20 protein-coding genes are annotated in these 25,421 nt (G+C 58.9%); 10 read left to right on the plus strand and 10 right to left on the minus strand.

Features of this window, described 5'->3' with window-relative positions:
* Positions 1–84: 84 nt before the first annotated feature.
* Positions 85–3,129, minus strand: coding sequence for an amidohydrolase family protein (locus ORG26_RS01640; RefSeq protein WP_266366762.1), 3,045 nt, complete (start codon positions 3,127–3,129; stop codon positions 85–87).
* Between the two features lie 189 nt (positions 3,130–3,318).
* Between ORG26_RS01640 and ORG26_RS01645 the strand changes: the two genes are divergently transcribed.
* The 5 genes from ORG26_RS01645 (at position 3,319) to ORG26_RS01665 (ending at position 8,031) form a co-directional block, all read left to right on the plus strand.
* Positions 3,319–3,921: a hypothetical protein gene (locus tag ORG26_RS01645; RefSeq protein WP_266366764.1), complete on the plus strand. Its 603-nt coding sequence runs from the start codon at positions 3,319–3,321 to the stop codon at positions 3,919–3,921.
* Between the two features lie 62 nt (positions 3,922–3,983).
* The gene (gene hisG / locus ORG26_RS01650; RefSeq protein ID WP_266366766.1) at positions 3,984–4,844 is read left to right on the plus strand and encodes an ATP phosphoribosyltransferase; all 861 of its coding nucleotides are present in this window, start codon (positions 3,984–3,986) and stop codon (positions 4,842–4,844) included.
* 127 nt (positions 4,845–4,971) lie between these two features.
* Entirely contained in the window at positions 4,972–6,246 is a 1,275-nt protein-coding gene (gene hisD / locus ORG26_RS01655; RefSeq protein WP_266366768.1) for a histidinol dehydrogenase, read from the plus strand.
* Positions 6,247–6,385: 139 nt separating this feature from the next.
* On the plus strand, positions 6,386–6,943 hold the full coding sequence (locus ORG26_RS01660; protein ID WP_266366770.1) for a GNAT family N-acetyltransferase: 558 nt from the start codon (positions 6,386–6,388) through the stop codon (positions 6,941–6,943).
* Between the two features lie 92 nt (positions 6,944–7,035).
* The gene (locus ORG26_RS01665; protein WP_266366773.1) at positions 7,036–8,031 is read left to right on the plus strand and encodes a ketopantoate reductase family protein; all 996 of its coding nucleotides are present in this window, start codon (positions 7,036–7,038) and stop codon (positions 8,029–8,031) included.
* Here ORG26_RS01665 and ORG26_RS01670 read toward each other — a convergent pair.
* Positions 8,028–8,477 (minus strand): hypothetical protein, encoded by a 450-nt coding sequence (locus ORG26_RS01670; protein ID WP_266366775.1) that lies wholly within the window; start codon positions 8,475–8,477, stop codon positions 8,028–8,030. The two genes, ORG26_RS01665 and ORG26_RS01670, sit on opposite strands and share 4 nt — an antisense overlap.
* Before the next feature lie 176 nt (positions 8,478–8,653).
* On the opposite strand from ORG26_RS01670, the gene ORG26_RS01675 reads away from it, so the two are divergent.
* Positions 8,654–9,232, plus strand: a complete 579-nt coding sequence (locus ORG26_RS01675) for a Crp/Fnr family transcriptional regulator (RefSeq protein WP_266366777.1) — start codon at positions 8,654–8,656, stop codon at positions 9,230–9,232.
* On the opposite strand, the gene ORG26_RS01680 is transcribed toward ORG26_RS01675, so the two are convergent.
* Positions 9,204–9,920 (minus strand): DUF4386 domain-containing protein, encoded by a 717-nt coding sequence (locus ORG26_RS01680; RefSeq protein ID WP_266366779.1) that lies wholly within the window; start codon positions 9,918–9,920, stop codon positions 9,204–9,206. The two genes, ORG26_RS01675 and ORG26_RS01680, sit on opposite strands and share 29 nt — an antisense overlap.
* Positions 9,921–10,109: 189 nt before the next feature.
* Between ORG26_RS01680 and ORG26_RS01685 the strand changes: the two genes are divergently transcribed.
* Positions 10,110–11,741 (plus strand): ABC-F family ATP-binding cassette domain-containing protein, encoded by a 1,632-nt coding sequence (locus ORG26_RS01685; protein ID WP_266366781.1) that lies wholly within the window; start codon positions 10,110–10,112, stop codon positions 11,739–11,741.
* A gap of 124 nt (positions 11,742–11,865) precedes the next feature.
* Here ORG26_RS01685 and ORG26_RS01690 read toward each other — a convergent pair whose 3' ends face one another.
* From ORG26_RS01690 to ORG26_RS01715, 6 genes are all read right to left on the minus strand, one after another.
* A complete protein-coding gene (locus tag ORG26_RS01690; protein WP_266366783.1) occupies positions 11,866–12,636 on the minus strand; it encodes a LytR/AlgR family response regulator transcription factor in 771 nt (256 codons plus the stop codon).
* A 118-nt stretch (positions 12,637–12,754) separates the two neighbouring features.
* Positions 12,755–13,831 (minus strand): sensor histidine kinase, encoded by a 1,077-nt coding sequence (locus ORG26_RS01695; RefSeq protein ID WP_266366785.1) that lies wholly within the window; start codon positions 13,829–13,831, stop codon positions 12,755–12,757.
* 88 nt (positions 13,832–13,919) lie between these two features.
* Positions 13,920–18,431 (minus strand): efflux RND transporter permease subunit, encoded by a 4,512-nt coding sequence (locus ORG26_RS01700; RefSeq protein ID WP_266366787.1) that lies wholly within the window; start codon positions 18,429–18,431, stop codon positions 13,920–13,922.
* Positions 18,432–18,546: 115 nt separating this feature from the next.
* Complete coding sequence (locus tag ORG26_RS01705; RefSeq protein WP_266366789.1) at positions 18,547–19,563, minus strand: efflux RND transporter periplasmic adaptor subunit; 1,017 nt, start codon at positions 19,561–19,563, stop codon at positions 18,547–18,549.
* 221 nt (positions 19,564–19,784) lie between these two features.
* Positions 19,785–20,957, minus strand: coding sequence for a zinc-dependent alcohol dehydrogenase (locus ORG26_RS01710; RefSeq protein WP_266366791.1), 1,173 nt, complete (start codon positions 20,955–20,957; stop codon positions 19,785–19,787).
* On the minus strand, positions 20,938–21,798 hold the full coding sequence (locus ORG26_RS01715; protein WP_266366793.1) for an SRPBCC family protein: 861 nt from the start codon (positions 21,796–21,798) through the stop codon (positions 20,938–20,940). Before ORG26_RS01715 ends, ORG26_RS01710 begins: the two co-directional genes overlap by 20 nt.
* Positions 21,799–21,966: 168 nt before the next feature.
* Here ORG26_RS01715 and ORG26_RS01720 point away from each other — a divergent pair, with 168 nt between their 5' ends.
* The 3 genes from ORG26_RS01720 to ORG26_RS01730 all read left to right on the plus strand — a co-directional run bounded on the left by ORG26_RS01720 (position 21,967) and on the right by ORG26_RS01730 (position 24,196).
* On the plus strand, positions 21,967–22,083 hold the full coding sequence (locus ORG26_RS01720; protein ID WP_266366795.1) for a 30S ribosomal protein THX: 117 nt from the start codon (positions 21,967–21,969) through the stop codon (positions 22,081–22,083).
* A 160-nt stretch (positions 22,084–22,243) separates the two neighbouring features.
* On the plus strand, positions 22,244–23,356 hold the full coding sequence (locus ORG26_RS01725) for an OmpA family protein (RefSeq protein WP_266366796.1): 1,113 nt from the start codon (positions 22,244–22,246) through the stop codon (positions 23,354–23,356).
* Between the two features lie 81 nt (positions 23,357–23,437).
* Positions 23,438–24,196 carry an SDR family NAD(P)-dependent oxidoreductase gene (locus tag ORG26_RS01730; RefSeq protein WP_266366797.1) on the plus strand — a complete coding sequence of 253 codons (759 nt, stop codon included), beginning with the start codon at positions 23,438–23,440 and terminating at the stop codon, positions 24,194–24,196.
* A gap of 60 nt (positions 24,197–24,256) precedes the next feature.
* On the opposite strand, the gene ORG26_RS01735 is transcribed toward ORG26_RS01730, so the two are convergent.
* On the minus strand, positions 24,257–25,342 hold the full coding sequence (locus tag ORG26_RS01735) for a Gfo/Idh/MocA family protein (protein WP_266366798.1): 1,086 nt from the start codon (positions 25,340–25,342) through the stop codon (positions 24,257–24,259).
* Positions 25,343–25,421 lie beyond the last annotated feature (79 nt).

Raw genomic sequence — 25,421 nt, forward strand, 5'->3', positions numbered from 1 at the left:
CAAAATGAAACCGTGGGCATAATTGAACTGTGGGAGAAATAAAAACATGGCGAAATAAAAACGCGGGCTGAAGTCCGGGACGGCTTATTTTTCGGTTTTCTCCGTGGCTTCTTCTCCTTCGGCCATCACCCCTTCGATATCCTCGCAATGCCACATGCGGCCGCGGCGGAATACCGGCCGGGCAACCGAAGCGCCGCCCGCTTTCGCCGCCAGCATCTTCTGAATCAGCCGGGCACGCTCCTTTTGCAGCGCATCGCGTTTGGCGTCTTCCTTCTCCAGATCAAAGTAAACGGCTCCGTCGATGATCGTCTTTTCCGGACGGGCGTAGATCGACAGCGGATGGGCGTTCCAGAGCACCAGATCCGCGTCTTTTCCGGCGCGGATCGAGCCGAGGCGGTTGTCGAGGTGCAGCAGCTTGGCCGGATTCAGGGTCACCATTTTCCAGGCATCTTCCTCCGACACCCCGCCGTATTCGACGGCCTTAGCGGCTTCCTGGTTCAGGCGACGGGCCATTTCGGCATCGTCGGAGTTGATCGAAACCGTAACGCCCTGGCTGTGCATCAGCGCGGCATTGTATGGAATCGCATCTTTCACCTCCATTTTGTAGGCCCACCAGTCGGCAAACGACGAGCCACCGGCTCCGTGCTTGGCCATTTTGTCGGCCAGTTTATAGCCTTCCAGAATGTGCGTAAACGTGTTCACTTTGAAACCCAGCGAATCCGCCACTTTCATCAGCATGTTGATCTCCGACTGCACGTACGAGTGGCAGGTGATAAACCGCTTTTTGGTCAGGATTTCGACCAGCGCTTCCAGTTCGAGGTCGCGGCGCGGGGCTACGGCTTTCGATTTGTCTTTCAGCCCGTTGTACGCCGCCCATGCCTTTGCGTATTCCTTCGCCCGCGTGAAGTGGTCCATGTAGACCTGCTCCACCCCCATCCGGGTCTGCGGGAAACGGATGCGGTTGGCCTCGCCCCAGTTGGCCTGTTTTACGTTTTCACCCAACGCAAACTTGATGAAACCGTCGGCCCCTTTCATCAGCAGGTTATCCGGCGTTTCGCCCCATTTGAGCTTGATGATAGCCGACTGTCCGCCGATGGCGTTGGCCGAGCCGTGCAGGAGCTGCGAGGTTGTCACGCCGCCCGCGAGCTGGCGGTAGATGTTGATGTCTTCAGAATCCACGGCATCGCCCATGCGCACTTCGGCCGTGCTCGACTGGGAGCCTTCGTTGACCGAGAACAGCGCGATATGCGAGTGCTCGTCGATGATGCCGTTGGTCAGGTGCTTGCCCGTGCCGTCGATGACCCGCGCCCCGGCCGGAGCCGTCAGGCTTTTGCCCACCTGCACGATTTTGCCGTTCTGGGTCAGCACGTCGGCATTTTGCAGGATGCCGTCTTTTTCGTTCGTCCAGACCGTCGCGTTTTTGATGAGCAGCGTTTCGGTCTTCGGTTTTTCGGGGTTGCCCATTCCCACGAACGGGAACGTTATCTTGCCGATTTCTGCGTTCGGAGTCGTTTTAGCGTCTGCTTTGGCGGTTTCCTGGAAAGCAGAAGCCAGCGTAGCGGACCACTTCACGGGCGTTCCGTCGGGCAGTTCGCCTTCCCCTTTAAAGGTGTTGCCGCTTTTGTAGCCGCTCAGGCGGGTCATGCCCGGTTTTGTTTTGTCGAGCTGCACCTGAAGGGAGATCAGGTCGTTCATGACCGACACTTTGGGCGACAGCTTTGTGGTGTCGTTGAGCGTCAGCTGGTACTCCGGCTTGTCGGCTTTGCCCGTCACCGCCAGTTTCAGGTTCGACTGGTTGCCGATGGTCAGGTTGTATGTTCCGCGCAGGTCGGCCGCCGCTTTGTTGCCGTATACATACTGTTTGCCGCGCACCCAGCTTTCGAGGATGGCATTTTCGGCTGCAAACAGGTTATCGCTCGTGATAAGGAAACTGGCCACCATGCCCGGTTTCAGCGAACCTACCTGGTCGTCGATTTTCAGCATGCGGGCCGGGGCGGTCGTCAGGGCTTCGAGGGCTTTGGTTTCGGGCAGTCCGGCTTCGATCGCTTTGCGCAGGTTGGCCCAGAAATCGGCCTTGTTTTTCAGATTGGCCGTCGTCAGCGCAAACGGAATGCCCGCTTTGGCGATGGCGGCCGGGTTGGTCGGGGCCAGTTCCCAGTGCTTCATTTCGGAAAGCGTCACCACGTCGGCGTCCCAGGCGTCCTCCACGTCGAGGGCCTGCGGGAAGTTCAGCGGCACGATGAGAGCCGCGCCGGTCGCTTTCACTTCGTCCAGCCGGGCATAGGTGTCGGTTCCGGTTTTGATGATGTACTGCACGCCGAATTCATCCCCAATCTTGTCGGCCCGCAGCACGCCCAGCCGGTCGCTGGTTTCGAAGACCGAAGGCAGCGTCTGGAGTCCGTTGAAGGCGTCCAGCGAGAGGTTGGCTTCTTTCGTTTTGCCGGACTTTTTGTGCCAGTCCGCATCCAGATACGTCTGCCGCAGCAGGGCGACCGAGCCCATCAGCGAGTTGGGATACGTCTGTCCCGAACTGCCTTTGCTGAGGGAATAGTGAGCCGAAACCCGGTTTTTCAGGACCACCGCATTTTCCCGGTCTTCGGCCAGCGTCACCAGGGCCGAGGTTCCGCGGGCAATGCCGTCGTGCAGGTGAGTCACCACCGCCCCGAAGCCCAGTTTCCGCAGTTCGGTCGCTTTTTCGGCATTAACCTTGAATAGCAGCCCGGCATCCGTTTCCGGCTGAATGGCCTGGTTCCAGCCGTAAGCGCCTTTTTTGTTCGATTCCAGCTGCGGCGGGGCGTTCCACGGCCGCTGCTCCCGTTTGGCCTCCGGCATGCCGTAGTCCGAGTCGATGTCCACCAGCGCAGGATAGATGCGCTTGCCTTTCAGATCGGCGACCACGGCGCCGGCCGGAATCACCACCGTCTTGCCGACGGCTTCCACCCGTCCGTCCCGAATGAGCAACGTGGCTCCTTCCAGGGTCGTTTGCGGGTCGATGATGATGGTGGCATTGGTGAAGGCGTAGATTCCGGGCCGTTCGTCATAGACGCCGTTCCGCGGGAACGTTACCTGTGACCACCCGGTCTGGACGAGGGCCAGTGCCAGTAAAGCGGTCAGGAAAGGTTTCCTCATGAAGTGTAGGAGTTAGTTTTGGTAATTGGGCATTTTGCTAACAAATCTACTAAAAAACGGCCTCTTCACCCTATTTTCCGGTTACCAGAAAACCTTTCTGCGGAAGGGATTTAATTTATTGTGGTTCTTGCCATTAGACTGTTTCTATTTTATCTTGAAAAACTTCCATCACCATCTACTCAACATGCCATGACTCTGACTTTACTGCTTCTTATCAGCGCGCTGGCCCAACCGCCTGCTGGGCCAGAACCGGCTTCTGATTCGGCCCGGCTCGTCGCCGTGCTGCCCTTTCGACTGCCTATAGTGGCAACCGATTCGCGGGAGGCTCCCGCCGAGCTTTTTCAGGAAGAGATTTCGCAGGGTTACCAATATCAGAAAGTGCTCCACCAAAAGCTTCAATCCCGGAAACGAAACCGGCGGTATCGGCTGCAGGCCCCGGCAGAAACCAACCGCCTTCTGGCCCTCCACGGCATCACGTCCAGAAATATTGACCAGTATACCGCTGAGGAATTAGGACCTTTGCTGGGGGTGGATGCGGTGCTGTCCATGCGTCTTCAGGCCATTTCGCTGCGTTCGGGCCGGGCGGCGCTGGGCGGGTTGATGAATCCGTACGCGTTTCCGGAAGAAGCCGTCCGGGAGAAATACCGCTGCCGGGTGACGCTGCTGAACTGCCGCTCGGGCGAGCCGGTGGCCTCCTACCAGGATTCGTTCCGCCTCGGTCCGCTGTCGGGCATCAACTGGCCGATGCACCGGCTGATGGAACGAACGGCCCGGCGCATGGCGGTGCGGTGAACGGGGAAAGGGCAACGGTTTTTTTCCTACCTTTGCACTTTCAAAAATTGAACCAACCCGTCGTGTCTTCCATACTGCGTATTGCGCTGCAAAAATCCGGTCGGCTGAGTGAGGATTCGTACCAGCTTTTCAAAGAATGCGGAATCCGTTTCGATTACGGAACCGGCAAGTTAAAATCCATTTCGTCCAACTTCCCGGCGGAATTCCTGTTTCTGCGGGATGACGATATTCCCGGCTACGTCGAAGACGGCGTGGCGGACCTCGGGATTGTGGGCGAAAACGTGGCCGTCGAGACCGGCCGCAATGTCGTGACCGTCCATCGGCTGGGCTTTTCGAAATGCCGCCTGTCGCTGGCCATTCCGCGGGGCGAGAGCTGGAACGGCATCCGCGACCTGGACGGCAAGAACATCGCGACCTCCTACCCTAACCTGCTGGGCAACTACCTCCGCGAACAGGGCGTTTCGTCCCAGATTCACGAGATCAGCGGCTCGGTCGAAATCGCGCCGAGCATCGGACTGGCCGAAGCGGTCTGCGACATCGTTTCGTCCGGCAGCACGCTGCTGAGCAACGGCCTGAAAGAAGTCGAAACCATCTTCCGCTCGGAAGCCATTCTGGTGTCCGGCACGCTGCTGGACGAAGGCAAACAGGCGCTGCTCGACAAACTGCTGTTCCGGATCAAGTCGGTTCAGGCGGCCAAAAACAACAAGTACATCGTGCTCAATGCTCCCAACCACGCGCTGGAGCAGATTACGGCCCTGCTGCCCGGCATGAAAAGCCCCACAGTGACGCCGCTGGCTACCGAAGGCTGGTCGTCGGTGCATTCGGTGCTGAACGAAAACGACTTCTGGGAAAACATCGAAGCCATCCGCGCCGCCGGTGCCGAGGGCATTCTGGTCATTCCGATTGAAAAAATGATTTATTAAAAAGTCGATAAGTCGTAAGTCGTAAGCGGTCCGCCGCTGCGGTCGTAAGGGGCACCGCCAGTTCAATTATTGAGGCGAAGCCACTTACGACTTATTGACTTACGACTTACGACTTACGACTTAACTTATGCAAATCATCGCTTTCCCCTCCCGCGCCGAGTGGCCCGCGTTGCTGGCCCGGCCGGTGCAGGCTACCGATACCATTGAAAAAGCCGTAGCTCCCATTCTGGCGCAGGTTCGCGCGGAAGGCGATGCGGCCCTGTATGAACTGGCTATGCGTTTCGACAAAATCGACCTGCGCGAGTCGGGGCTGGCCCTGAGCGCCGCCGAACTGGACGCCGCCGAAAGCCAGTTGTCGGACGAACTGAAAGCCGCCATTCAGCAAGCCTACGCCAACATCCGGACCTTCCACGAAGCGCAGAAACAGCCGGTCCAGAAAATCCAGACGATGCCGGGCGTCACCTGCTGGCGCCGGAGCGTGGGCATCGAGAAAGTGGGCTTGTACATTCCGGGCGGCACGGCTCCGCTGTTCAGCACGGTGCTGATGCTCGGCATTCCGGCCCGGCTGGCGGGCTGCCGGGAAGTGATTCTCTGCACGCCGAGCAACCACCCAGCCATTTTGTACGCCGCCAAACTCGTGGGCGTCACCAAAGTGTTTCGCCTCGGCGGAGCGCAGGCGATTGCGGCCATGGCCTACGGGACCGAAACGGTGCCCCAGGTTTACAAGATTTTCGGACCGGGCAACCAGTACGTGACCGCCGCCAAAATGCTGGTGGCGAAGGAAGGCGTGGCGATCGACATGCCCGCCGGACCGTCGGAGGTGGCCGTGTATGCCGACGATTCGGCCATTCCGGTCTTCGTGGCGGCCGACCTGCTTTCTCAGGCCGAACACGGCGTGGACAGTCAGGTGCTGCTGGTGTCTACCAGCCGGAAACTGGTTCAGACGGTCAACCTGACCCTGACGACCCAGCTGGAGCACCTGCCCCGCCGCGACATGGCCGCCAAAGCCATCGAAAACAGCAAGGCCATTCTGGTCGAGACTGAAGACGAAGCCATCGATCTGCTGAACGCCTATGCTGCCGAGCACCTCATCCTGAGCGTCGAAGAGGCGGAAGTCGTCGCCGAGCGCATCACCAACGCTGGGTCTATTTTCCTGGGAAACTACACGCCCGAATCAGCCGGCGATTATGCCTCCGGAACCAACCACACGCTGCCGACCAATGGCTTTGCCCGGGCCTACAGCGGGGTTTCGCTGGACAGCTTTGTGAAGAAAATCACGGTGCAGCACATTTCGGAGGAAGGCATCCGGACGCTGGGACCCACCATCGAGGCGATGGCGGAGGCCGAGTCGCTGCACGGCCACAAAAAAGCCGTTTCGTTACGACTATCCTCTCTTCACTAGGAAAAAAGAAATGCCATATCGCGCAGATATGGCATTTCTTTTTTCCTAGTGAAGAGAGGTAGCTAACCTAAATTTCCCTACCCGCCGCGACTTACCTCCTCGCTGAAACCGGTTACCGCCGATCCTTATTTTTGCCGATGTGAATATCCCTGTTTCCCTGCACATTCGTCCGCTTACCGTTGCCGACGCCCCGCTTCTGGCCCGGGTTTCCCTGCAGGCCTACCGCGATCATTACCTGCACCTCTGGCACGACCGGGGCGCTTGGTACACCCAAAAGTGCTTCACGGTCGAACAGCTGGCCACGGAACTGGCCGATGCGAGCAGCCGCTTTTTCCTCATTTATGCTGCCGAAAAACCCGTCGGCTTCCTCAAACTAAACCTGAGCGAACCGGCGCAAAGCCACGTCAAAGCCGGGTATGTGCCGCCCGCCGACGCGCTCGAACTGGAACGGATTTATTTCGTTCGGGCAGCTACGGGGCAGGGCATTGGCTCGGCCGTTCTGCGCTTCGTGGACGACTTTGCCCGTCAGAACGGCAAACGGACGGTCTGGCTGAAAGCGATGGACAGCAGCACGGACGCGTTACAGTTTTACCGGAAAAACGGCTACCGTCCCGTCGGTACGCACCGGCTCGATTTTTCGCAGATGAAGGAAGAATACTGGGGCATGGTCATTCTGGGCAAAGCGTTGCCCGAATAGGGTGACAACAATCAGCACCAACCCCGATTTGCGTTAGGGCCTAAAGCGCTTTTTTTGGTGTGTTTTATGGCGCACCAAACTTCTCTCCGGCCATGAACATTCTCGTCTTCGGCAGCGGCACCATCGGCATCCTCTACGGGTGGGCTTTCACGGAAGCCGGTCACCACGTCACGCACTACATTCGTCCCGGCGGCTCCAATACGTTCCAAAACGGGCCCGTCACGATAGCCGTGCAGGACCGCCGTTCCCGTGCCTTCCGGCCCCAAAACCGGACCTACGAGCCGCCTTTTGTCCATACCTTCTACCCGTCGGACCACTACGACCTGATTCTGGTGCCGGTAACTCACCGCCACGTCCGGGCGACCCTGGAGACGCTCCAAAACCGGGCGGGGGATGCGACAATCCTGTTTTTCGGCAACCAGTGGGAGACCTTCGGCGACATCGAGCACGAACTGGCCGGGCGCTACCTCTTCGGGTTTCCCCAAAACGGCGGCGCGCTGCAAAACAACATTCTGGAGGGCACGCTGACGTCGCAGGTGGTGCTGGCCGAGCCGGACGGGCGATTCACGAACCGCCTGAAAGACATCCAGGCCCTGTTTGAACAGTCGGGCTTTGCGCCCCGTCTGGAACCGGATTTCAAAGGCTGGAGCCGGGTGCATTTTGCCTGGAACGCCGCGACCATGAGTGTGGCCCTGCGCGAAGGCGGCATGCTGAACTATGCCCATCACTTCGGCGCCATCCGGCATTCGTTCCGGGTGATGCGCGAAACGATGGCGGTGGTCCGGGCAATGGGGACCGAACCCCGACGGTTTTCGGAAAGCCGCATGGCCTACAGCCATTCGTTTGTGGCCGCCCTGATTACCCGGCTGCTGTTCCTGGTCGTTCCTTCCGTAATGACGATAGCCGAAAAACATGCCCGGACTTCGGTGGCCGAGTTAAAAAGCTACTACTACGATCTGTACGCAATGGCCCGCCGCCTGAACGTGCAGACGCCGCTTTTCGACGCGCTCAAACCCACCATCGACGCCTTGCCGGACGCCTCGCTTGAGCCCGCGGCCCAGGCCGAATGGAGCCCCGAAACGGCTTAGTCGATTAGGGTATCCAGAACTTTGTAGGCCGCTCCGGCCACCAGCCCGCCGACCAGATACCACGCGACGGTCATGGCCTGCGTGGCGGCGGTGCGGTTGGTCGGGGCGGTGCCGAGTCCCAAAGGTCCGGGGAGCACCACCGCCCCGGCGCCGGCCAGCGCGCCCAGTCCGGCCCCCAAGCCCAGGGCGTGTTTGCCGCCGTCCAGCCCAACCAGACTGTAATAAAGCGAGTTGGACAGAATGTCGCCGCCCAGCGCCATCGTGTGCAGGTCGTCATCGGCGGGCGGCGTCTCTCCGGCGGCGCGGTAGCCTTTGGCGAGGGCGCGCATGCCCAGAATATCGGCGCGCGGGGCACTGCCGTTGAATCGGCGGACCGATTCGTGAAGGACGGTCAGGACGAGGGCGCCCGTCAGGCCGCTGGCAAAAGATCGGGTTAAAGTATTCATAACGCTGGCTGGTCAAAAGTTGACGTCTTTCCGGAATAAACCCAACGGCGTCCCGACCTGTTTGGCCCGAAAGCGAAGAAAGGTTACATTGTTATCCAGAAGAATCGGCCGTGCTTCACCGGCGTTTACCCGAAATCCCCGTTCGGACTTATCTTTGCCTTTTGCCGCTACGAGTCATGAAAGAAGAGTTGATTGCCTTTTTGTCCCGGTTCCCGTCCCTTTTTCCTGAGGCCATCGACGTGCTGGCCGAACAGCTTACCGTCCGGAGTTTTACAAAAGGCACCCTTCTCGTGCGGGAAGGGCAATTGTGCAATGAATGCTACTTCGTTCTGAAAGGCTGTCTGCGGCAGTACCTGCTGCTCGATGGCCTTGAAAAAACAACGGCGTTTTACACCGAGGGGCAGGCGGCGGTTCTGTTTTCCAGTTACACCCGGCAGACCGCCTCGCCCCATTACCTAAGCTGCCTCGAAGATTCGCTCCTCCTCATCGGCACTCCAACTTCGGAAACGGAAATGTACCGGCAATTTCCTGAACTGGAATACATTACCCGCCAGATGCTGGAACAGGATTTTGGCAAAACGCAGGACGCCCTGACCCGGTTTATCACGTCTTCGCCCGAACAGCGCTACCTGCACATTCTGGAAGAACGACCCGATCTGCTGCAACGCGCGCCGCAGCACCAGCTTGCCAGTTACATCGGCGTGACCCCGGAGTCGCTGAGCCGCATCAGGCGACGGATCGGGAAGGCGTCGTGACCGCCGGTTGTCGTTTACCGCCTTTTACCAGCAGCCAGACCGCCAGCGCCAGTTCGCCCAGCGCCATCGGCAGACTCAAAACGCCTTCCACTCTGGCCTTGTAGGCTTCATAATCCGGAAAAACCAGATTGGCCGTGTTGGTAAAAAGATAGCAGAGGGCCGCCAGCACGGCGAGCCAGCCCAGCATTCGGGGCACAGTCCGGCCCGATTTCATGACGAGGTAACCAAGCCCCAGCAGATGAAAACCAAAGAGGATGAGTCCCAGCGACCAGGTTGTCTGGAAGCTTTGCAGGCTGTTCAGCATCGCCGGTCCGTTGTCGCCCGGCTGTTTTAGCAGCGGCAGCACCTGGGCGAGCGGAAAGAGGGCCGTTCCCAGCAGGGCGGCGTAGACGATTCTCAGCCAGGCCGCCAGCAGCGACAGGGCGGCATCGACCGGTTTGAAGAAAAAATAGAACGCCCAGGCCACGACGACATCCAGCAGCAGAATAAGAACAAAAGCCAGAATGACCATTCTGAACAGCGGTTCCGACTGCTGAAGATTTTCGAGGGTTGCGCGGGGATTGCCGGAGATCACGATTTTCGGGAAAGCGAATCCGTACCCGAATCCCGCCAGAAGCGCCATAAGCACGAGCGAAAAGCCCGCCGTGACGGCCAGTTTGCGCAGACTGATGCTGCTTTCGAAATGCATAACTTGTCTGATTGTTGATTCCGGAACAAGATTACGCGCTTTCGGCCCGTCCGGCATTGACTTTGGGTAAGAAATGAAATCCGGTCCGCCCGTATTGCCGCTCTCTCACTTTGCCGCGGCCGAAACTCCCTTTTCCCGCCAAAAATCCGTACCTTTGCCCCTGCATTTCTAAGACAGGAGACAGACACAATGGTTTCAGTATCAAACGTCTCGCTTCGCTACGGCAAGCGGGTACTTTTTGACGACGTCAATATCAAATTCATACCGGGCAACTGCTACGGCGTTATCGGCGCAAACGGGGCGGGCAAATCGACTTTCCTCAAAATTCTTTCGGGCGAAATCGAACCGCAGAGCGGGCAGGTCAGCATCGGCACCGGCGAACGGATGTCGGTCCTGAAACAGAACCAGTTCGCCTACGACGAATTCCCGGTTCTGCAAACGGTCATCATGGGCAACGAACGCCTGTGGGAAATCACCCAGGAAAAAGACGCGCTCTACGCCAAAGCCGACTTCACGGACGCGGACGGGGAGCGGGCCGCCGAACTGGAAGCCGAATTTGCCGAAATGAACGGCTGGGACGCCGAATCCGACGCGGCCGCGCTGCTTTCGGGCCTCGGCATTCGCGAAGACCTGCATTACAACCTCATGGCCGACCTCAACGGTTCGGAGAAAGTACGCGTTCTGCTTGCCCAGGCCCTGTTTGGCAACCCCGACATCCTGCTGCTCGACGAACCGACCAACAACCTCGACGTTGAATCGAGCATCTGGCTGGAAAACTTCTTGGGGAACTTCAAAAATACGGTGATCGTGGTCAGCCACGACCGTCACTTCCTCGACCAGGTCTGTACCCATATCGTAGACATCGACTTCTCGAAGGTGAAGATGTACACGGGTAACTACACGTTCTGGTACGAATCGAGCCAGCTGGCCCTGAAACAGCGTCAGGATCAGAACAAACGGGTGGAAGACAAGCGGAAGGAACTCGAAGAATTTATCCGGCGCTTCTCGGCCAACGCTTCCAAGTCGAAGCAGGCCACCAGCCGCGCCAAACTGCTGGAGAAACTGACGATTGAGGACATCGCGCCCTCGTCGCGGAAATACCCGTACATCAACTTCAAATCGGAGCGGGAACCGGGCGACCAGATCCTGACGGTCGAGAACCTGACCTACACCTCGGAGGACGGGCAGAAACTGTTCGAGAACCTGTCCTTTACGATGCGCCGCGACGACAAGATTTTCTTCTTCAGCCGCGACGGACTGGCCGTAACCGCCCTGTTCGACATTCTGGCGGGCGAGCGCAAGGCCGATTCGGGCGATTTCAAATGGGGCGTGACCATCACTCCGGCCTATTTTCCCAACGATACGGGCCGCGACAAGTACTTCCAGACCGACCTGAACCTGGTGGACTGGCTGCGGCAGTTCTCGGCCGAAAAAGACGAAAGCTTCATCCGCGGCTTCCTGGGCCGGATGCTGTTCTCGGGCGAAGAGTCGCTGAAGAAGGCGACCGTGCTGTCCGGGGGTGAAAAAGTGCGTTGTATGCTGTCGCGGATGATGCTCTCGGGCGCCAACCTGCTGATGCTCGACGAACCGACCAACCACCTCGACCTCGAATCGATTGAAGCGGAAAACCGCGGCCTGATCGACTTCAAAGGTCCGGTGCTGTTCTCTTCGCATGACCACCAGTTTGTGCAGACAATCGCCAACCGCATCATCGAAATCACCCCGGCGGGTCACCTCGACAAGCTGATGACCTACGACGAGTACCTCTCCGACGAACGCGTGAAGCAGCAGCGCGACGAACTATACGCAGCCGTTGCCTGAAGGGAGTTAAGAGTTAAGAGTTAAGAGTTAAAAATAGGGCTCCGCCAGTTCAGAATCCTGAATCAGCGGAGCCTTACTTTTAACTCTTAACTCTTAACTCTTAATTCTTTATTCTTAACTCCCTTCACTGGTTTAGCCACTGCTTGAATTCTTCGGCCCGCTCCCGGCTTACCATCACTTCTTCGGTGGGGTCGGGGGTTAGAACCAGCTTTAGTTTGCCGTTGAAATGCTTGTGAATGGTCCGGACGCTGCCGGAGCTGACGATAAACTGCCGGTTGGCGCGGAAGAACTGCCGGGGGTCGAGCTGGTCGGTGAGTTCTTCGAGCGTTTCGGGCAGCACAAACCAGCGGCCATCGGGACGGACAAGGCGGGTCAGTTTGTTTTCGGAATAAAAATAAGCGACTTCCTCGCTCGGAATCGGCACGAACGTCTCCTTATGCGTCACCAGAAACCGTTCGCGGTACGTACGCGGGGGCTGGGTCAGCGACCGGATGAGCTGCTCGACGGACTGGGACGTCAGGCCGCCGGGAGCCTGCGTTTGCCTCATTTTGCCAAGTTTCTGCAGGGCCGCCTTCAGTTCATCGGCCATGATGGGCTTGAGCAGGTAGTCGAGGCTGTTGTGCTTGAAAGCCTGGATGGCGTAATCATCGTAAGCCGTGGTGAAAATGATCGGCCCCGGCGGCTCAACCTGTTTGTAAATCTCAAAGCACAGCCCGTCGGACAGGTGAATATCGCTGAACAGCAGATCAACTGCCGGGCGACCCGACAGGTAGGTCACCCCGGCCGCAATGCTCCCGACCGTAGCCACCACGTTCAGGCCCGGATCGGTCTCTTTCAGGAGCTTCGCCAGCCGTTTGGCGGCGGGAATTTCGTCTTCGATGATGAGAACATTCATGGTGTTTGACGGGCTTGTTTCTCGCCGATTCTCGCGGATTTTAAGCGCAGATTTTACAGATTTTTCCGCGAAAATCTGCGTTAAAAATCGGCGAGCATCTGCGGGAAACAATAAAACCTTATACCAACGGTAACCGTACCGTAAACGCCGTTTCGGCTTCCACGATCGTCGGTTCGCCGCAATTCAGCAGTTCGTAGCGGTGCCGGATGTTGCGGAGTCCGATGCCGTTTTTGCCTTCCACCGTCTGCCGCCGATGCAGCGAATTTTCGACCACCAGCTCACCGGACTCGCTGCACTTCAGGCGGATAGCCAGCGGACGGGCTTCGTCTACGACATTGTGCTTCACGGCGTTTTCGATCAGCAGTTGCAGCGTCATGGGCGGAATCATCCGGTTCCGGTCGCAGTCGGGCACATCAATCTCCACCTGAATGCCTTCGCCAAAGCGGTTTTTGAGCAGGAAAAGATAGGCTTCGGCCAGTTTGAGTTCGTCGGATAGAGGCACCAGCGTTTTGTCACGGTTTTGCAGAATGTAGCGGTAGACCAGCGAGAGGTTTCCGATGAAGCGGACGGCCGTCGGGTTTTCGTCCACCAGATAAGTCAGCGTATTCAGGTTGTTGAACAGAAAATGCGGGTCCAACTGGCTTTTCAGGGCCTGAAAGCGGGCCTCGACCGATTCCCGTTTCAACTGCTCGGCTTCGACCAGCGCGGCCTTCCAGCGGCGGAAAAACGATTCGCCGGTGTAAACGGCGTTGATGCAAACGGCCATAATTACGCCCAGCACCACGGTCTGCCGCATGCCCATGATGTCCAGCTCCGTAACCTGGTACGTGCTCGGAATCAGTAGCCAGTCAATCAGCCAGATAAGAAACCGGGTCACCACCAGCCCCCAGACGACCATCAGTGCAAACTGCCCCAGCAACCGCTGCCACGGCCAGTCCGACCAGGGCAGCCACCGGTCGAGCCACCGGCTCAGCCAGACGGTAGATTCAAAGAGGACAAACGACCCGATCAGCACGAACACCAGATCGCAGACATAGCCCGTCCAGCCGAGCTGGTCGTAATACGGGGCGGCAAACAACTTAGGGTTGATGACGTACGACAGCGCATACAGCAGCAGCCCCACCAGCGGCACCCCGGCCCAGCGCAGCCAGAGCATAAACGAACGGGAAGTTTCCTTTAGGTTATCCGGATTCATAACAGCCTGAAAGTACAATCTTTTCGGCAAATGCAGGCGACTTATTGGGGTCACGACGGGGCAACTGTCCCGGTCGTGACCCCCAGGACTACTCCTGTCCCGTCGCCCGTTCCAGTTCCACCTTAGCCACCAGAAAGTCGTATACGGCCTGCACGCGGTTGGTCTGGGCCTGCCGCAGGGCAAGCTCGGCGTCGGTCACGTCGCTGAATTTGACCAGCCCCTGTTTGTAACGACTCTGCACGAGCGCATAGCTTCGTTCGGCCGCGCGGACAATACCGGCCCCGGCACGAATCCGTTCGCGGGCCTCTTCCTGGGCGTCCAGACCCGACCGGACTTCGTTGGCAATCAACGCCTTGTTGTACCGAATCTGCTCTTCCAGCTGAATCTGCGCCAGGCGGGCCTGCTGAATTTTCGGAGCCGTCGTGGCATTGAAAACCGGGATGTTCAGTTGCAGCCCAACAAAGCTGACAAACGGCCACCGGCTGTCTTTAAAGCGGAAATCGTTCACCTGCGAGAGCGTCGCGGCCTGTCCAAAAAGGCTCAGCGTCGGCAGGCGGCGCACCTGTTCCACCCTGAGCTGCAACCGGCTATTGTCCAGGCCCAGCGCCAGCTGACGAAGTTCCGGGCGGCGGCTCAGTGCCTGACCCACCGTTGTTTCTTCCTTCAGTTCCTCCTCCCCTTCCAAAGCGAGTGAATCGGTCAGCACAAGTTGTACCGACGGGTTAAAGCTTGTCAACACAGCAAGCTGGTTTCTCAGCAGCCGCCCCGTCCGGTCGAGCCGGGACAGGCCGGGACGCAGGTTTTCGACCTCCACAAACGCCCGGAGCGTGTCGGCATCCGTCGCCAGTTGCACCCGGTAGAGGTTGCGCGCCTCGCGCAGCGCCTGTTCGGCCCGGCGGAGGCTCTGCTCCACCAGCCGACGCTGTTCTTCCGCCAGCAGCACATTCAGGTACTGCTTTTTGACCTCGCTCACCTGCCGGGCGGTAACGGCCCGCAGGTTCTCCGCCGCCGCCTGCTTGCCGACGGCGGCCTGCTGTTTGGCCAGTTTCAAATCCGGCTGAATGAGCGGCATGGCGACGGTCACTCCCGCGTTGTACTGATTTTTCAGGGCCGCCTCCACGGGCGTCAGCCGGTTGTTGTCCAGTTGAAAACCGTCCGGCGTAATCTGAAACGCGGGAAAGAAGAAGACCGGCGGGTTGATGTTGCGCTGGTACTGCACGGCTCCGTTGACGGCCGGCAGGCTCATGCGCTTCACCTCGGTCAGTTTGGCGTCCGCTTTCTGGACATCCCACTGCGCCACTTTCACGTCGCCGTTTTGTCGGCGTACCAGTTCGGCGGCTTCGTTCAGAGACAGTTTCCGGACTTCTCCGCCCCCCGGAACCGGCTGAGCCTGCACCGTTGAAAGCGTCACCACCAACAGTCCGGCCACCAGTTCGCCGCGGCTCACGCCCCTTACGCCCTCTCGTCCCTTTTCTCCCCTTCCTCCTTCTCCTCCCAACTTCCCAATCATCCGGGTAAAGTACAGGTACATGACCGGCACAAACACCAGCGTCAGGAACAGGGAAGACGACAGCCCGCCGATGAGGGCCCAGGCCAGACCCGTTTTCAGTTCTGCACCCGGCCCCGTCGCGAGCGCGATCGGCAGCATCCCGACCACCATCGCCAGCGTCGTCATCAGAATCGGGCGGAGGCGAATCCGGCCCGCTTCCAGCAGCGCCTCGACCACGCCCATCCCGGCCTCCCGGTTTTCGTTTGCCCGTTCGACGAGCAGAATGGCGTTTTTGGCTACCAGCCCCAGCATCATGATCATTCCGAGGATGGTGAACACGTTCATTGAATTCATTGTGAAAGCCATGGCATACAAGGCGCCGACAATGGCCACCGGAATCGAGAACAGGACGACAAACGGGTACGCCCAGGAGTTGTACAGCGCCACCATGATGAGGTACATGAACAGAATCGCCGCCAGGAACATCAGGCCCAGTTTGCCGAACGAATCGTCCTGCAGTTCGAGGTCGCCGCCGTAGGTGACGCGCACCGTGGGGTCCAGTTTCAGCGTTTCCACGGCTTTCTGAATGTCCACGCCAATTTCACCCACCGGCCTTCCGATGGCCTGCGACGTGATGGTGATGGAATTGTCGCGGTCTTTCCGCTCCAGAATGGCCGGGTTGTACGTTTCCCGAATCGTGGCGACCTGCCGCAATTCAACGGGCTGCCCGAGGGCGTTGGTCAGCGTCATGTTGCCGATTTCCTCCGTCCGGCTGCGGAATGCCTCCGCGTACTGGATGCGCAGGGTTACGGACTGGGCTTCCTGCTGAATTTTCAGATCATCGAAACCGGCCAGGGCCGTCCGGATCGCCATCCCGGCGCTTTCGGTCGTCAGGCCGAAGCGGGCCAGTTTTTCGCGGTCCACTTCCACTTCAATCTCCGGTTTGCGCACGTTTCCCGAAAACCGCACGTCGGCCGTACCTGGAATGTTGCGCATGGCATCGACCAGCCGGATGGTTTCCGCCCGCACCTTGTCGCGGTTGGCTCCGCTAACCATGATGACGATGGGCGCGGCGTTGTCCGAACCCAGAATTCCGAGCGGGTAGGCCCGAATCCGGGCACCGGGAATCTGCGAGGCGAGTTCCTTCACCTCCCGCGTCAGCGTGTTGAGGTCTTTGGTGCGCTCCTGCCGGGGCGAAAAGGTGATGGCAAATTCGACGGCGTTCCGGCTCGTCGGCAGGCCCGACCAGCCCTCCGGATTCGCGCCGACGTTGGTGAACACCCGCCGTACTTCCGGCAACTGGTAGAGTTTCTGCTCAAACCGGCGGGCCATGTCGTCGGTCTGCTGGAGTTTATAGCCTTCGGGAAACTGCAGCACGGCGTTGATTTCGCCTTTGTCGGTCGGCGGCATGAACTCTCCGCCGATAAAACCCATGCCCGGCAGCATCAGCGAGGACACGAACAGCAGAAAGGTCAGCCCGACGGTGGTTTTACGGTAATGGAGCGCACCGGCCAGCAGGGAATGATAGCCCTGCGCCAGCCGGTCGTACTGCCGTTCGAACCAAAGCCCGAAACGGCCCATCAGCGATTTGTCGGAAAGATGTTCGAGTTTGCCGAACCGCGAGGCGATCATGGGTGTCAGCGTAAACGACACCAGCAGGCTGAACAAGGTCGAGATGACCACTACGAGCGCAAATTCCCGCATCAGATCCCCGATCAGGCCCGGTGACAGCGAGAGCGGCACGAACACCACCACGTCTACCAGTGTAATGGCGATGGCCGCAAAACCAATGCTGTTGCGGCCTTCCAGCGCGGCGGTGCGCCTGTCGAGGCCCTTTTCCAGTTGCTGATAAATGCTTTCCAGCACCACAATCGAGTCGTCGACCAGAATCCCGATGACCAGCGACAGGGCCAGCAGCGTCAGCAGGTTGAGCGAAAAGCCCAGCAGATTCATGAAAATGAAGGTCGAAAGCAGGGAGGCCGGGATGGCGACCATCACGATCAGCGACGACCGCAGGCTGTGCAGAAACACGAACATCACCAGCGCCACCAGCCCGATAGCAAGCATCAGGTCATGGTTCACGGCATCGGCGGCAGCCAGCGTAAATTCGGAGCCGTCCTGCGCGATGGAGAACTTCAGACCCGCCGCGGCGTATTCTTTTTCGAGGCCAGTCATGGCCTTGCGGACGGCTGCGCTAACCTCCACGTTGTTGGCCCCGGACTGCTTTTTCACCAGAATCCCCACGGCCGACTGCGCATTGGCCGGGGCACCGTCGGCATTTCGCACCATAAACCGGCTCACGTTTTCCAGTTCCTTCTGCACCGTTTGCACCGTGGCGACTTCGCCCAGCAGCACTTTCTGCCCGTTGGAACCGGTATGCACCACGATGTCGCGCAGGTGGTCGATGGCGTCGGTTTTTCCCACCACGCGCACCGAATAGGCGGCATCCCGGTCTTTTACGCTGCCCGAGGGCACGTTCAGGTTCGACGCCCGAATAGCACCGACGACCTGCAGGACCGACAGATTCAGCGATTTCAGCCGGGCGGCATCCAGCGCCACGGCCACCTCTTTTTCGGGCAGTCCGACAAACAGCACCTGCCCCACGCCCGCCACCTGCGACAGCCGCGGCTTGATCTGCGTTTTGAGCAGCATGCCAAAGTCCAGGTCCGACAGCTGGCTGTTGGCCGCTACGCGCAGCACGGGCAGTTCGGTGAGCGAATACCGGTCGAGGGTCGGCGTCCGGGCATCGGCGGGCAGGGTCGTGGCAATCTGGTTGACCCGCCGCTGCACATCCTGCAGCGCCTTGTCGGAATCGACATCGTGCTTGAATTCGATCATCACCACCGAGACGTTTTCCTGCGACATGGCCGTGATGCGTTTGATCCGGTCGGCCGACGAAACGGCGTCTTCGATGGGTTTGGTAATGCCGCTTTCCACCTCGTCCGGAGATGCGCCGGGGTAAGGCGTCGTGACGATAATGAACGGAATCGACATGTTCGGCAGCAGTTCGTACCGCATCTGCGAATACGAGAACAGCCCCAGAATGCCCAGTATCAGGAACAGGACAATGACGAGGATGGGGCGTTTTATGGAGAGGAGTGTGAGTTTCATAAGTCAATGATTGAATGATTGATTGACTGAATGATTGAGTGGCTGAAGGACTGAAGTATTGAATGATTGGGCTGCGAAAGAGCAGAGTGGCACATTCAATCATTCAGTCACTCAGTCATTTTATTATTACTTCCTGTCCATTTTGGAGCGCTTCGGTGCCGCTGACGACTACCTGCTCGCCCGCTTTCAGACCGTTGCGGACGAAGACGTTCGTGCCTGCGCCCGCGCCCGTTTCGATGGTCCGGAGGGTGATGCGGTTCTGGTTGAGGACGTAAACGGCCGGTTGCTGGCTCGTCGTCACCAGAGCTGCGCGGGGAATCGACAGGCCGTTGACCGAGGTAGCACCGGGCAGGGTCACATTCGCAGACATGCCCACGCGCAGCGGATTCGCCGACGAGTTGTCCACCCGGATTTCAACCGGGAAGCGTCCCGTTTCCCCGCCTTTCAGGCGAATCTGGTGAACAGCGCCTGAAAACGGCCGGCCGGGATAGGCGTCAAATTCCACCTTCACCGCCCGCCCCGGCCGAAACTGCGCCAGTTCCGCTTCCGGAACGTGGATCACGACCTTCACCGCCGACACATCCGTGATGGTCATGAGCGGCGCACCGGGGGCGATGAACATGCCGCGTTCGATGGGTTTCTCGGTCACCGTACCGCCGATCGGCGCCAGCACCACGGCGTCGCGAATCTGCTTTTTGAGCGTGTACACGGCCGTTTCAGCCGTTTTTACCTGAAGACGCGCGTTTTCGAGGTCCGAAGCGGGCAGGTTGTTTTCGCGGTGCAGCGTTTCGTAGCGGGTGAGGTCGGTGCGGGCTTTGCGGAGACCGGCCTCGGCCTGGGCGAGTTGCAGTTCCAGCAGTTCGGCATCCACTTTCAGCACCGGCTGGCCTTCGCGGACCGTAGCGTTCAGGGCGGCGTGGAGTTCGCGAATGGTGCCCTGCGTGGTGGCATTCATCTGAATTTCCCGCCAGAATTCGGTTTTGCCAAGATAGGAAGCGGCTTCCGTCACGGTCTGCCGTTCTACCGTCGCCACCGACACCGTCGTAGCCAGCGGACGGCGGGCTTCTTCGAGCTGGGCGGCTTGTTTCTGTTTATTGCTCATCAGCAGGGCCACAGCTCCACCGATAAGCATTATTGAGAGAGAGAGTACTATGAATTTTTTCATGGCTGCATCAGTTTATGGCGATAAACTTAGCGGCCAGGTGCCCGCCCCGTATACAAAAAAGGCCCCAACCGGAAGAGGTTAGAGCCGAAGCGTAAGCAGGGGGGGATGAAATGGGAAATTAGTGATGAGTTATGAGTTGGCTCCGCCACTATCTCAGACCGGCGGAGCAACTCATAACTCATCACTGACTAATTCATTCTCGGGTCAAACACTACCCGCATGGCTTTTTTGTCGTTGAACATCATGTAGCCTTTCTGGCCTTCTTCGAGGGACATTTTGTGGGTGAACAGAAAGCCTGGGTCGAGTTCGCCGTTCTGCATGTGTTCGAGCAGTTGCGGAATGTACTTCTGCGAATGCTGCTGGCCCATCTTGAACGTCAGGGCCTTGTTCATGGCCGCGCCCATCGGGATGCTGTCGATGAAGCCGCTGTAGACGCCTACAATCGAGATGTTGCCGCCTTTTTTGCAGGCGATAATCATGTCGCGGAGCACCAGCGGACGGTCGTTTTCCAGCCGCAGCGACTGTTTGGCCTTGTCGTAATAATAACCCCAGCCTTCGCCGGTCGCCTCCATGCCCACGCAGTCGATGCAGGCGTCGGGGCCGCGGCCGCCGGTCATTTCGCGCAGGGCCTCCATCACTTCGACTTTCGAGAAATCCAGCGTTTCGGCCCGGCTGTTTTCGCGGGCCATGCGCAGGCGCTCGGGTTCCTTGTCGATGGCGATGACCCGGGACGCACCCATAATCCAGGCCGTCTGAATCGCCATCTGCCCCACGCCGCCGCAGCCCCAGATCGCCACCACATCACCGGGTTGAATGTCGGCCATGTCGGCAGCCATGAACCCGGTCGGAACGGCGTCGGACGCAAAAACGGCGGATTCGTCGGGAATGCCTTCGGGAATGACAAACGCGCCCACGTCGGCAAACGGCACGCGGATGTATTCGGCATGCGAACCGGCATAGCCGCCAAACGCGTGCGTGTAGCCGAAGATGCCCGCCGTGGCATCGCCGTACATTTTCTCGGTCATCCAGGCGTGCGGGTTGGTGTTGTCGCAGAGCGAGTACGACTGCGACTGGCAGTACTGGCATTCGCCGCAGGCCAGAATGGAGCCGACCACCACGCGGTCACCTTTTTTGAGCTTTTTCACGCCGGAACCAACCTCGACGACTTCGCCCATGAACTCATGGCCCAGAATGTCGCCCGCCAGCACAGACGGAATGTAGCCGTTGACGATGTGCAGGTCGGAGCCGCAGACCGAAGAATACGTGACGCGGATGATGGCGTCTTTCGGGTTGATGATCGTCGGGTCGGGGACGCGTTCGGCACGCAGATCCCGGACCCCGTTATAACATAAGGCTTTCATGCTTCTGATTCGGTTCGCTGTATTGATGCGGTTTGTTTTCCAGTAACTGATCCCGTTTTCGGCCCGACGGCTGTCCGGCAATGGTCGCAATCTCGCCCGTTTCGAGGAGTTGCTTAAAGCGCCGCAGGTCCTGCTTAATCATCTGCTTGAAGTTCTGGTTGAACAGCTTGGCCACGGCCGTACCGAGTTGCCCGGCAGGCGGACGGTACTTGATGGTTGCGTGCAGTTCGGTACCGGGGCGGCCACCCGGCACGTCGTTGAACCGAACCTCTCCGGAATGATCGACCAGTGAACCGGGAATGGATTTCCAGACAAGCCGTTCGTTCGGCACCTCGTCAATGATGTCGGCGTCCCACTCCACCGAACCAAGCGCCCGGGCCAGCTTACTGTCGGCAATCTGGGCCACCCAGTGCGAGCGTTTGTCGGTAATCTGCCGGACTTCCTTGAGGTGGTACATGAAATTCGGCAGGTTTTCGTGCCGCCGCCAGTACGCCCACACTTCTTCCCGGGGTTTCATGATCGTCAGGCTCTTGCTGATTTCGACCACGCCCGCCTCTTCGCCGGTCTCGGCAGAATTGCGCCCGAGGGCTTCGTTCATGGGGCAATAGCCGGACATTCCCCGGAAGACCAGTCCGCCGCCTGCCAGCGCCAGCAGAAAACCGCCCAGCGATCCCTGCCGCAGGCCCACAGTCAGCAGCAAAGCGCCGCCCGCGGCCGAAAAAATGCGCTCGGTCTGCCCGACGTTCACCCGGCTTGAGCCGCTCGCTTCCGGGTCCACCGGGGCCATACCGAGCGTTTCGGAAAGCGGCTGGCTGGTGTTTGCAAAAACTCGTTCTGCCATCGTTTGGTTGGTTTAAGTGAAATACCCGGCTAACCCTGTGGGCTATATAGTTGTTTCGAAAAATGAGGTTTCGGAAGAAGCGCGGAAACGGTCATTTGTAAAATTTTGCAAAAGGTTTTTCTTTGCGTTTTCCATCTTATTCATTCACCCAATAACAGAAAATTGATCATGGGAAAAGGAGATCGCAAGTCGAAGCGCGGGAAGATCTGGCGCGGCACGTTTGGCAAGAAAAGACCGAAAGAATCCGGCCAGAAGCAGAAAATTGAACAGGCCGTCAAAGCCTGACCCGGTTATACATTCGGAAGCCCGGCCCCTCCGGCCGGGCTTCCTTTTTATCCGGCGAAAAAGAAAGGGCAGACCCGGCAGACCGGCAAAAACTTACTTACAGCCTCATTTCCGAAAATCCGGATTCTGCTTACCTTGCCCGGGTCAACTGGCACTGGTCATGGCTCGACTATTCTTTCCTCTCCGCTGGCAGCATTGGTATCAAGTGCTTCTGACCGGCCTTTTTCTGCTTTTCGGACTGGCCGTGGGCGTCACCGGCACCGCGCTGGCCCAGGCCGGGTTGAAAGGCGAATACTTTACGGGGACGAATTTTGAGCAAAAAGTCTTCACCCGCCTCGACCCGCAGATCAGCTTCGACTGGTCCCGAAGCAGTCCGGGGCGGGGCCTGCCCTACTCCTACTATTCCATCCGCTGGACGGGTAAATTGCGGGCTCCCGCCACGGGGCCATACCGGTTTTACGCCAAAGTCGACGACGGCATCCGGGTCTGGGTCGGTAACAGGAAAGTCGTGGAATCGTGGCAGCTGAACGATTCGGGAAACTACGACGGCACGATCGTTCTGCAGGCGGGCCAGACCTACGACCTGCGGGTCGATTATTTCAATGCTCCGGAGGGCGGGGTCATTATCCTGTACTGGGAACGGCCCGATGCGAGAAACTGGCCGTTTTCGTCCGACGAACCCATTGCGGCGCAATATTTTTCCCAGAAGCCCGCCCCTGTTCCCAAATCAGCCGCCAAACCGCTTCCGACGGTTGCGGTGTCTAAAAAGCCGGTTACTCCCATGAAGCCCCGGCCCGTGGTGCTGCCGCCCAAAAAGGCCGTCGTTCGCCAGCCCCCCGTGGCGGCTCCGGTTCCCAAAACAACTCCGGCGGTGGTGCCTTTGGCGGAGGTCGCGCCGGATACCACCTTTGTGCTGCAAAATGTCCAGTTCGAACAGAGCAGTTACACTTTGCGGGCCCAGGCTGTTCCTGATCTGGACCGGCTGGTTGGGGTGCTGAAGGCCAACCCCTTCTGGCAGCTCCATATTGCCGGCCATACCGACAACGTGGGCGACCCGCGCCTGAACCGGGCGCTGTCCGAAAACCGGGCCAGAGTGGTCGCCAGCTACCTGATTCAGCGGGGCATTTCGGGCGACCGTATCCGCACGGAAGGGTTTGGCGGGACGCGTCCGGTGGCCGATAACACGACCGAACCCGAACGGAGCAAAAACCGGCGGGTAGAAATGACCATCCGGCGGGAACTGGCCGACAAAATACACAGTTCCCGTCCCTGAGCAGCTTCCGCCGCCGATGATGGCCTTCAAACCGGCCGATCGGCCGGAGGCCGTTCCCTATTCCTTATCAATTCCAATCGTATGACATCCAAAATTGCGCTGGTGACCGGCGGCAGCCGGGGACTCGGAAAAGACATGGCCCTCTCGCTGGCCGGGAAAGGCCTCGACGTCGTGCTGACGTATCATTCCAAACAGGAAGAAGCCGAACAGGTGGTTTCCGAAATTCAGGCGCTGGGACGGCAGGCGGCAGCGTTACGGCTGGACGTTGGCGTAACGGCCTCCTTTGACGACTTTATCCGCCAGCTGACCGGCACGCTCCAGCAGACCTGGGGCGTCGGCACGTTCGATTACCTGATTCACAATGCCGGTTTTGGGGCCACGATTCCCCTGCCGCAGGTCACGGAAGAGACCTTCGACCAGCTGATGAATGTGCATTACAAAGGGGTGTATTTTCTGACGCAGAAAACCCTGCCGATTCTGAACGACAACGGCGGCATCGTCTTTATTTCGTCGGGTTCCTCGCGGCGGGTCGTGTACGGCTACTCGGTCTACGCTTCCCTCAAGGGGGCCATCGAGGTATTGTGTAATTATGTAGCGAAGGAGTTCGGGAACCGGGGCATCCGGGCCAATGTGGTGGCACCCGGCCCGATCGAGACAGATTTCAACAATGCCGCCATCCGGAACAATCCGCAGATGAAAAGCAACCTGGCGGGCCTGACGGCCCTGGGTCGCGTGGGGCAGGCCGACGACATCGGCGGCGTGGTGGCCTTCCTCTGTACGGACGATGCCAAATGGGTCAACGCGCAGCGAATCGAGGTATCGGGCGGGTTGTCGCTATAAAAAAAGCCCGGTTCGTCCGCGCTCCTATCACGGACGAACCGGGCTTACGATGTTAAACGGTTACAGCGTTACCGTTTTGCCGGACTGTGCGGCCTTGTAGATCGCTTCCACGATCCGGATATCGCGGAGCCCTTCTTCACCGGGAACGAGCATCGGTTTGCTGGCCATGATCGCCGCCGCATCGTCGTCCATCTGCATGGCCTGCTGGCGGGGCACCTCGTACGGGTGGTCGATGACCTTTCCACCCGGCCCGACGCCTTTAACGCCCGAGTAAGCCGAGTACGGCTCAATCCGCAGCGACCCTTTGTTGCCGACCACGTGCAGGTTGTTCATGTTCATCCCGAAACTGGTCTGCACCGCCGCCCGCGCCCCACTGGGGAAAACAAGCTGGGCCATTGTGGTTTCGTCGAGGCCGTTTTTGTAAATATCCGGGCGGTTGGTAAACTGCTGGGCCGTCACCGAAATCGGCTCTTCGCCTGTTGCCAGCCGGGCTCCCTGCAGCACATATACGCCCATGTCGTACATCACGCCGCCGCCCAGCTCTTTCTTCTGTTTCCAGTGGGTCGTCCGCGCGTCAAAATAGCCCGCCGAGCAGTTCACCATCTGAATTTTTCCGATGGCTCCGTCGCGCAGCATTTTCACGTACTCCTGGGTGTTGGGGTCGTGGTGCAGGCGGTACCCGACAGCCAGCGACCGTTTGTTGCTCCGGCAGGCGTCGATCATGTCCTGGCATTCCCGTTCGGTCATGGCCATTGGTTTTTCCACCCAGACGTGTTTGCCCGCTTTGGCCGCCCGGATGACGTACTCCCGGTGCATGGAAGGCGGCAGCACGACGTAGACCACGTCGATATCCGGGTTGTTGGCGATCTGGTCGAAGTTCTGGTAGTTGTAGACGTTTTTCGCCGGAATGTTGTACTTCTTCGTCCATTGTTCGGCTTTGGAAGGGGTGCCGGTGACGATGCCTGCGAGGTAGCAGTTTTTGGTCTGTTGCAGGGCCGGAGCCAGCAGATCGGTGCTGTAATAACCCAGTCCGACCAGCGCCACGCCCAGTTTGTCTTTTTTCGGCGAAAGCGGGATCGACAGCGGCGAAAAGGCCACCGAAGCAGCCATCAGCGAGGAAGAATGGAGGAAATTTCTGCGGTCCATTGTTTTTACGTTAAAAGTTTAGGGTTTATAGTTCAAAGTTTAGGGTTTATGGTTCATAATTATTCTGCTTAAATCCCAA

Source organism: Tellurirhabdus rosea, assembly GCF_026278345.1.
In the GTDB taxonomy this organism is placed as follows: Bacteria; Bacteroidota; Bacteroidia; order Cytophagales; family Spirosomataceae; genus Tellurirhabdus; species Tellurirhabdus rosea.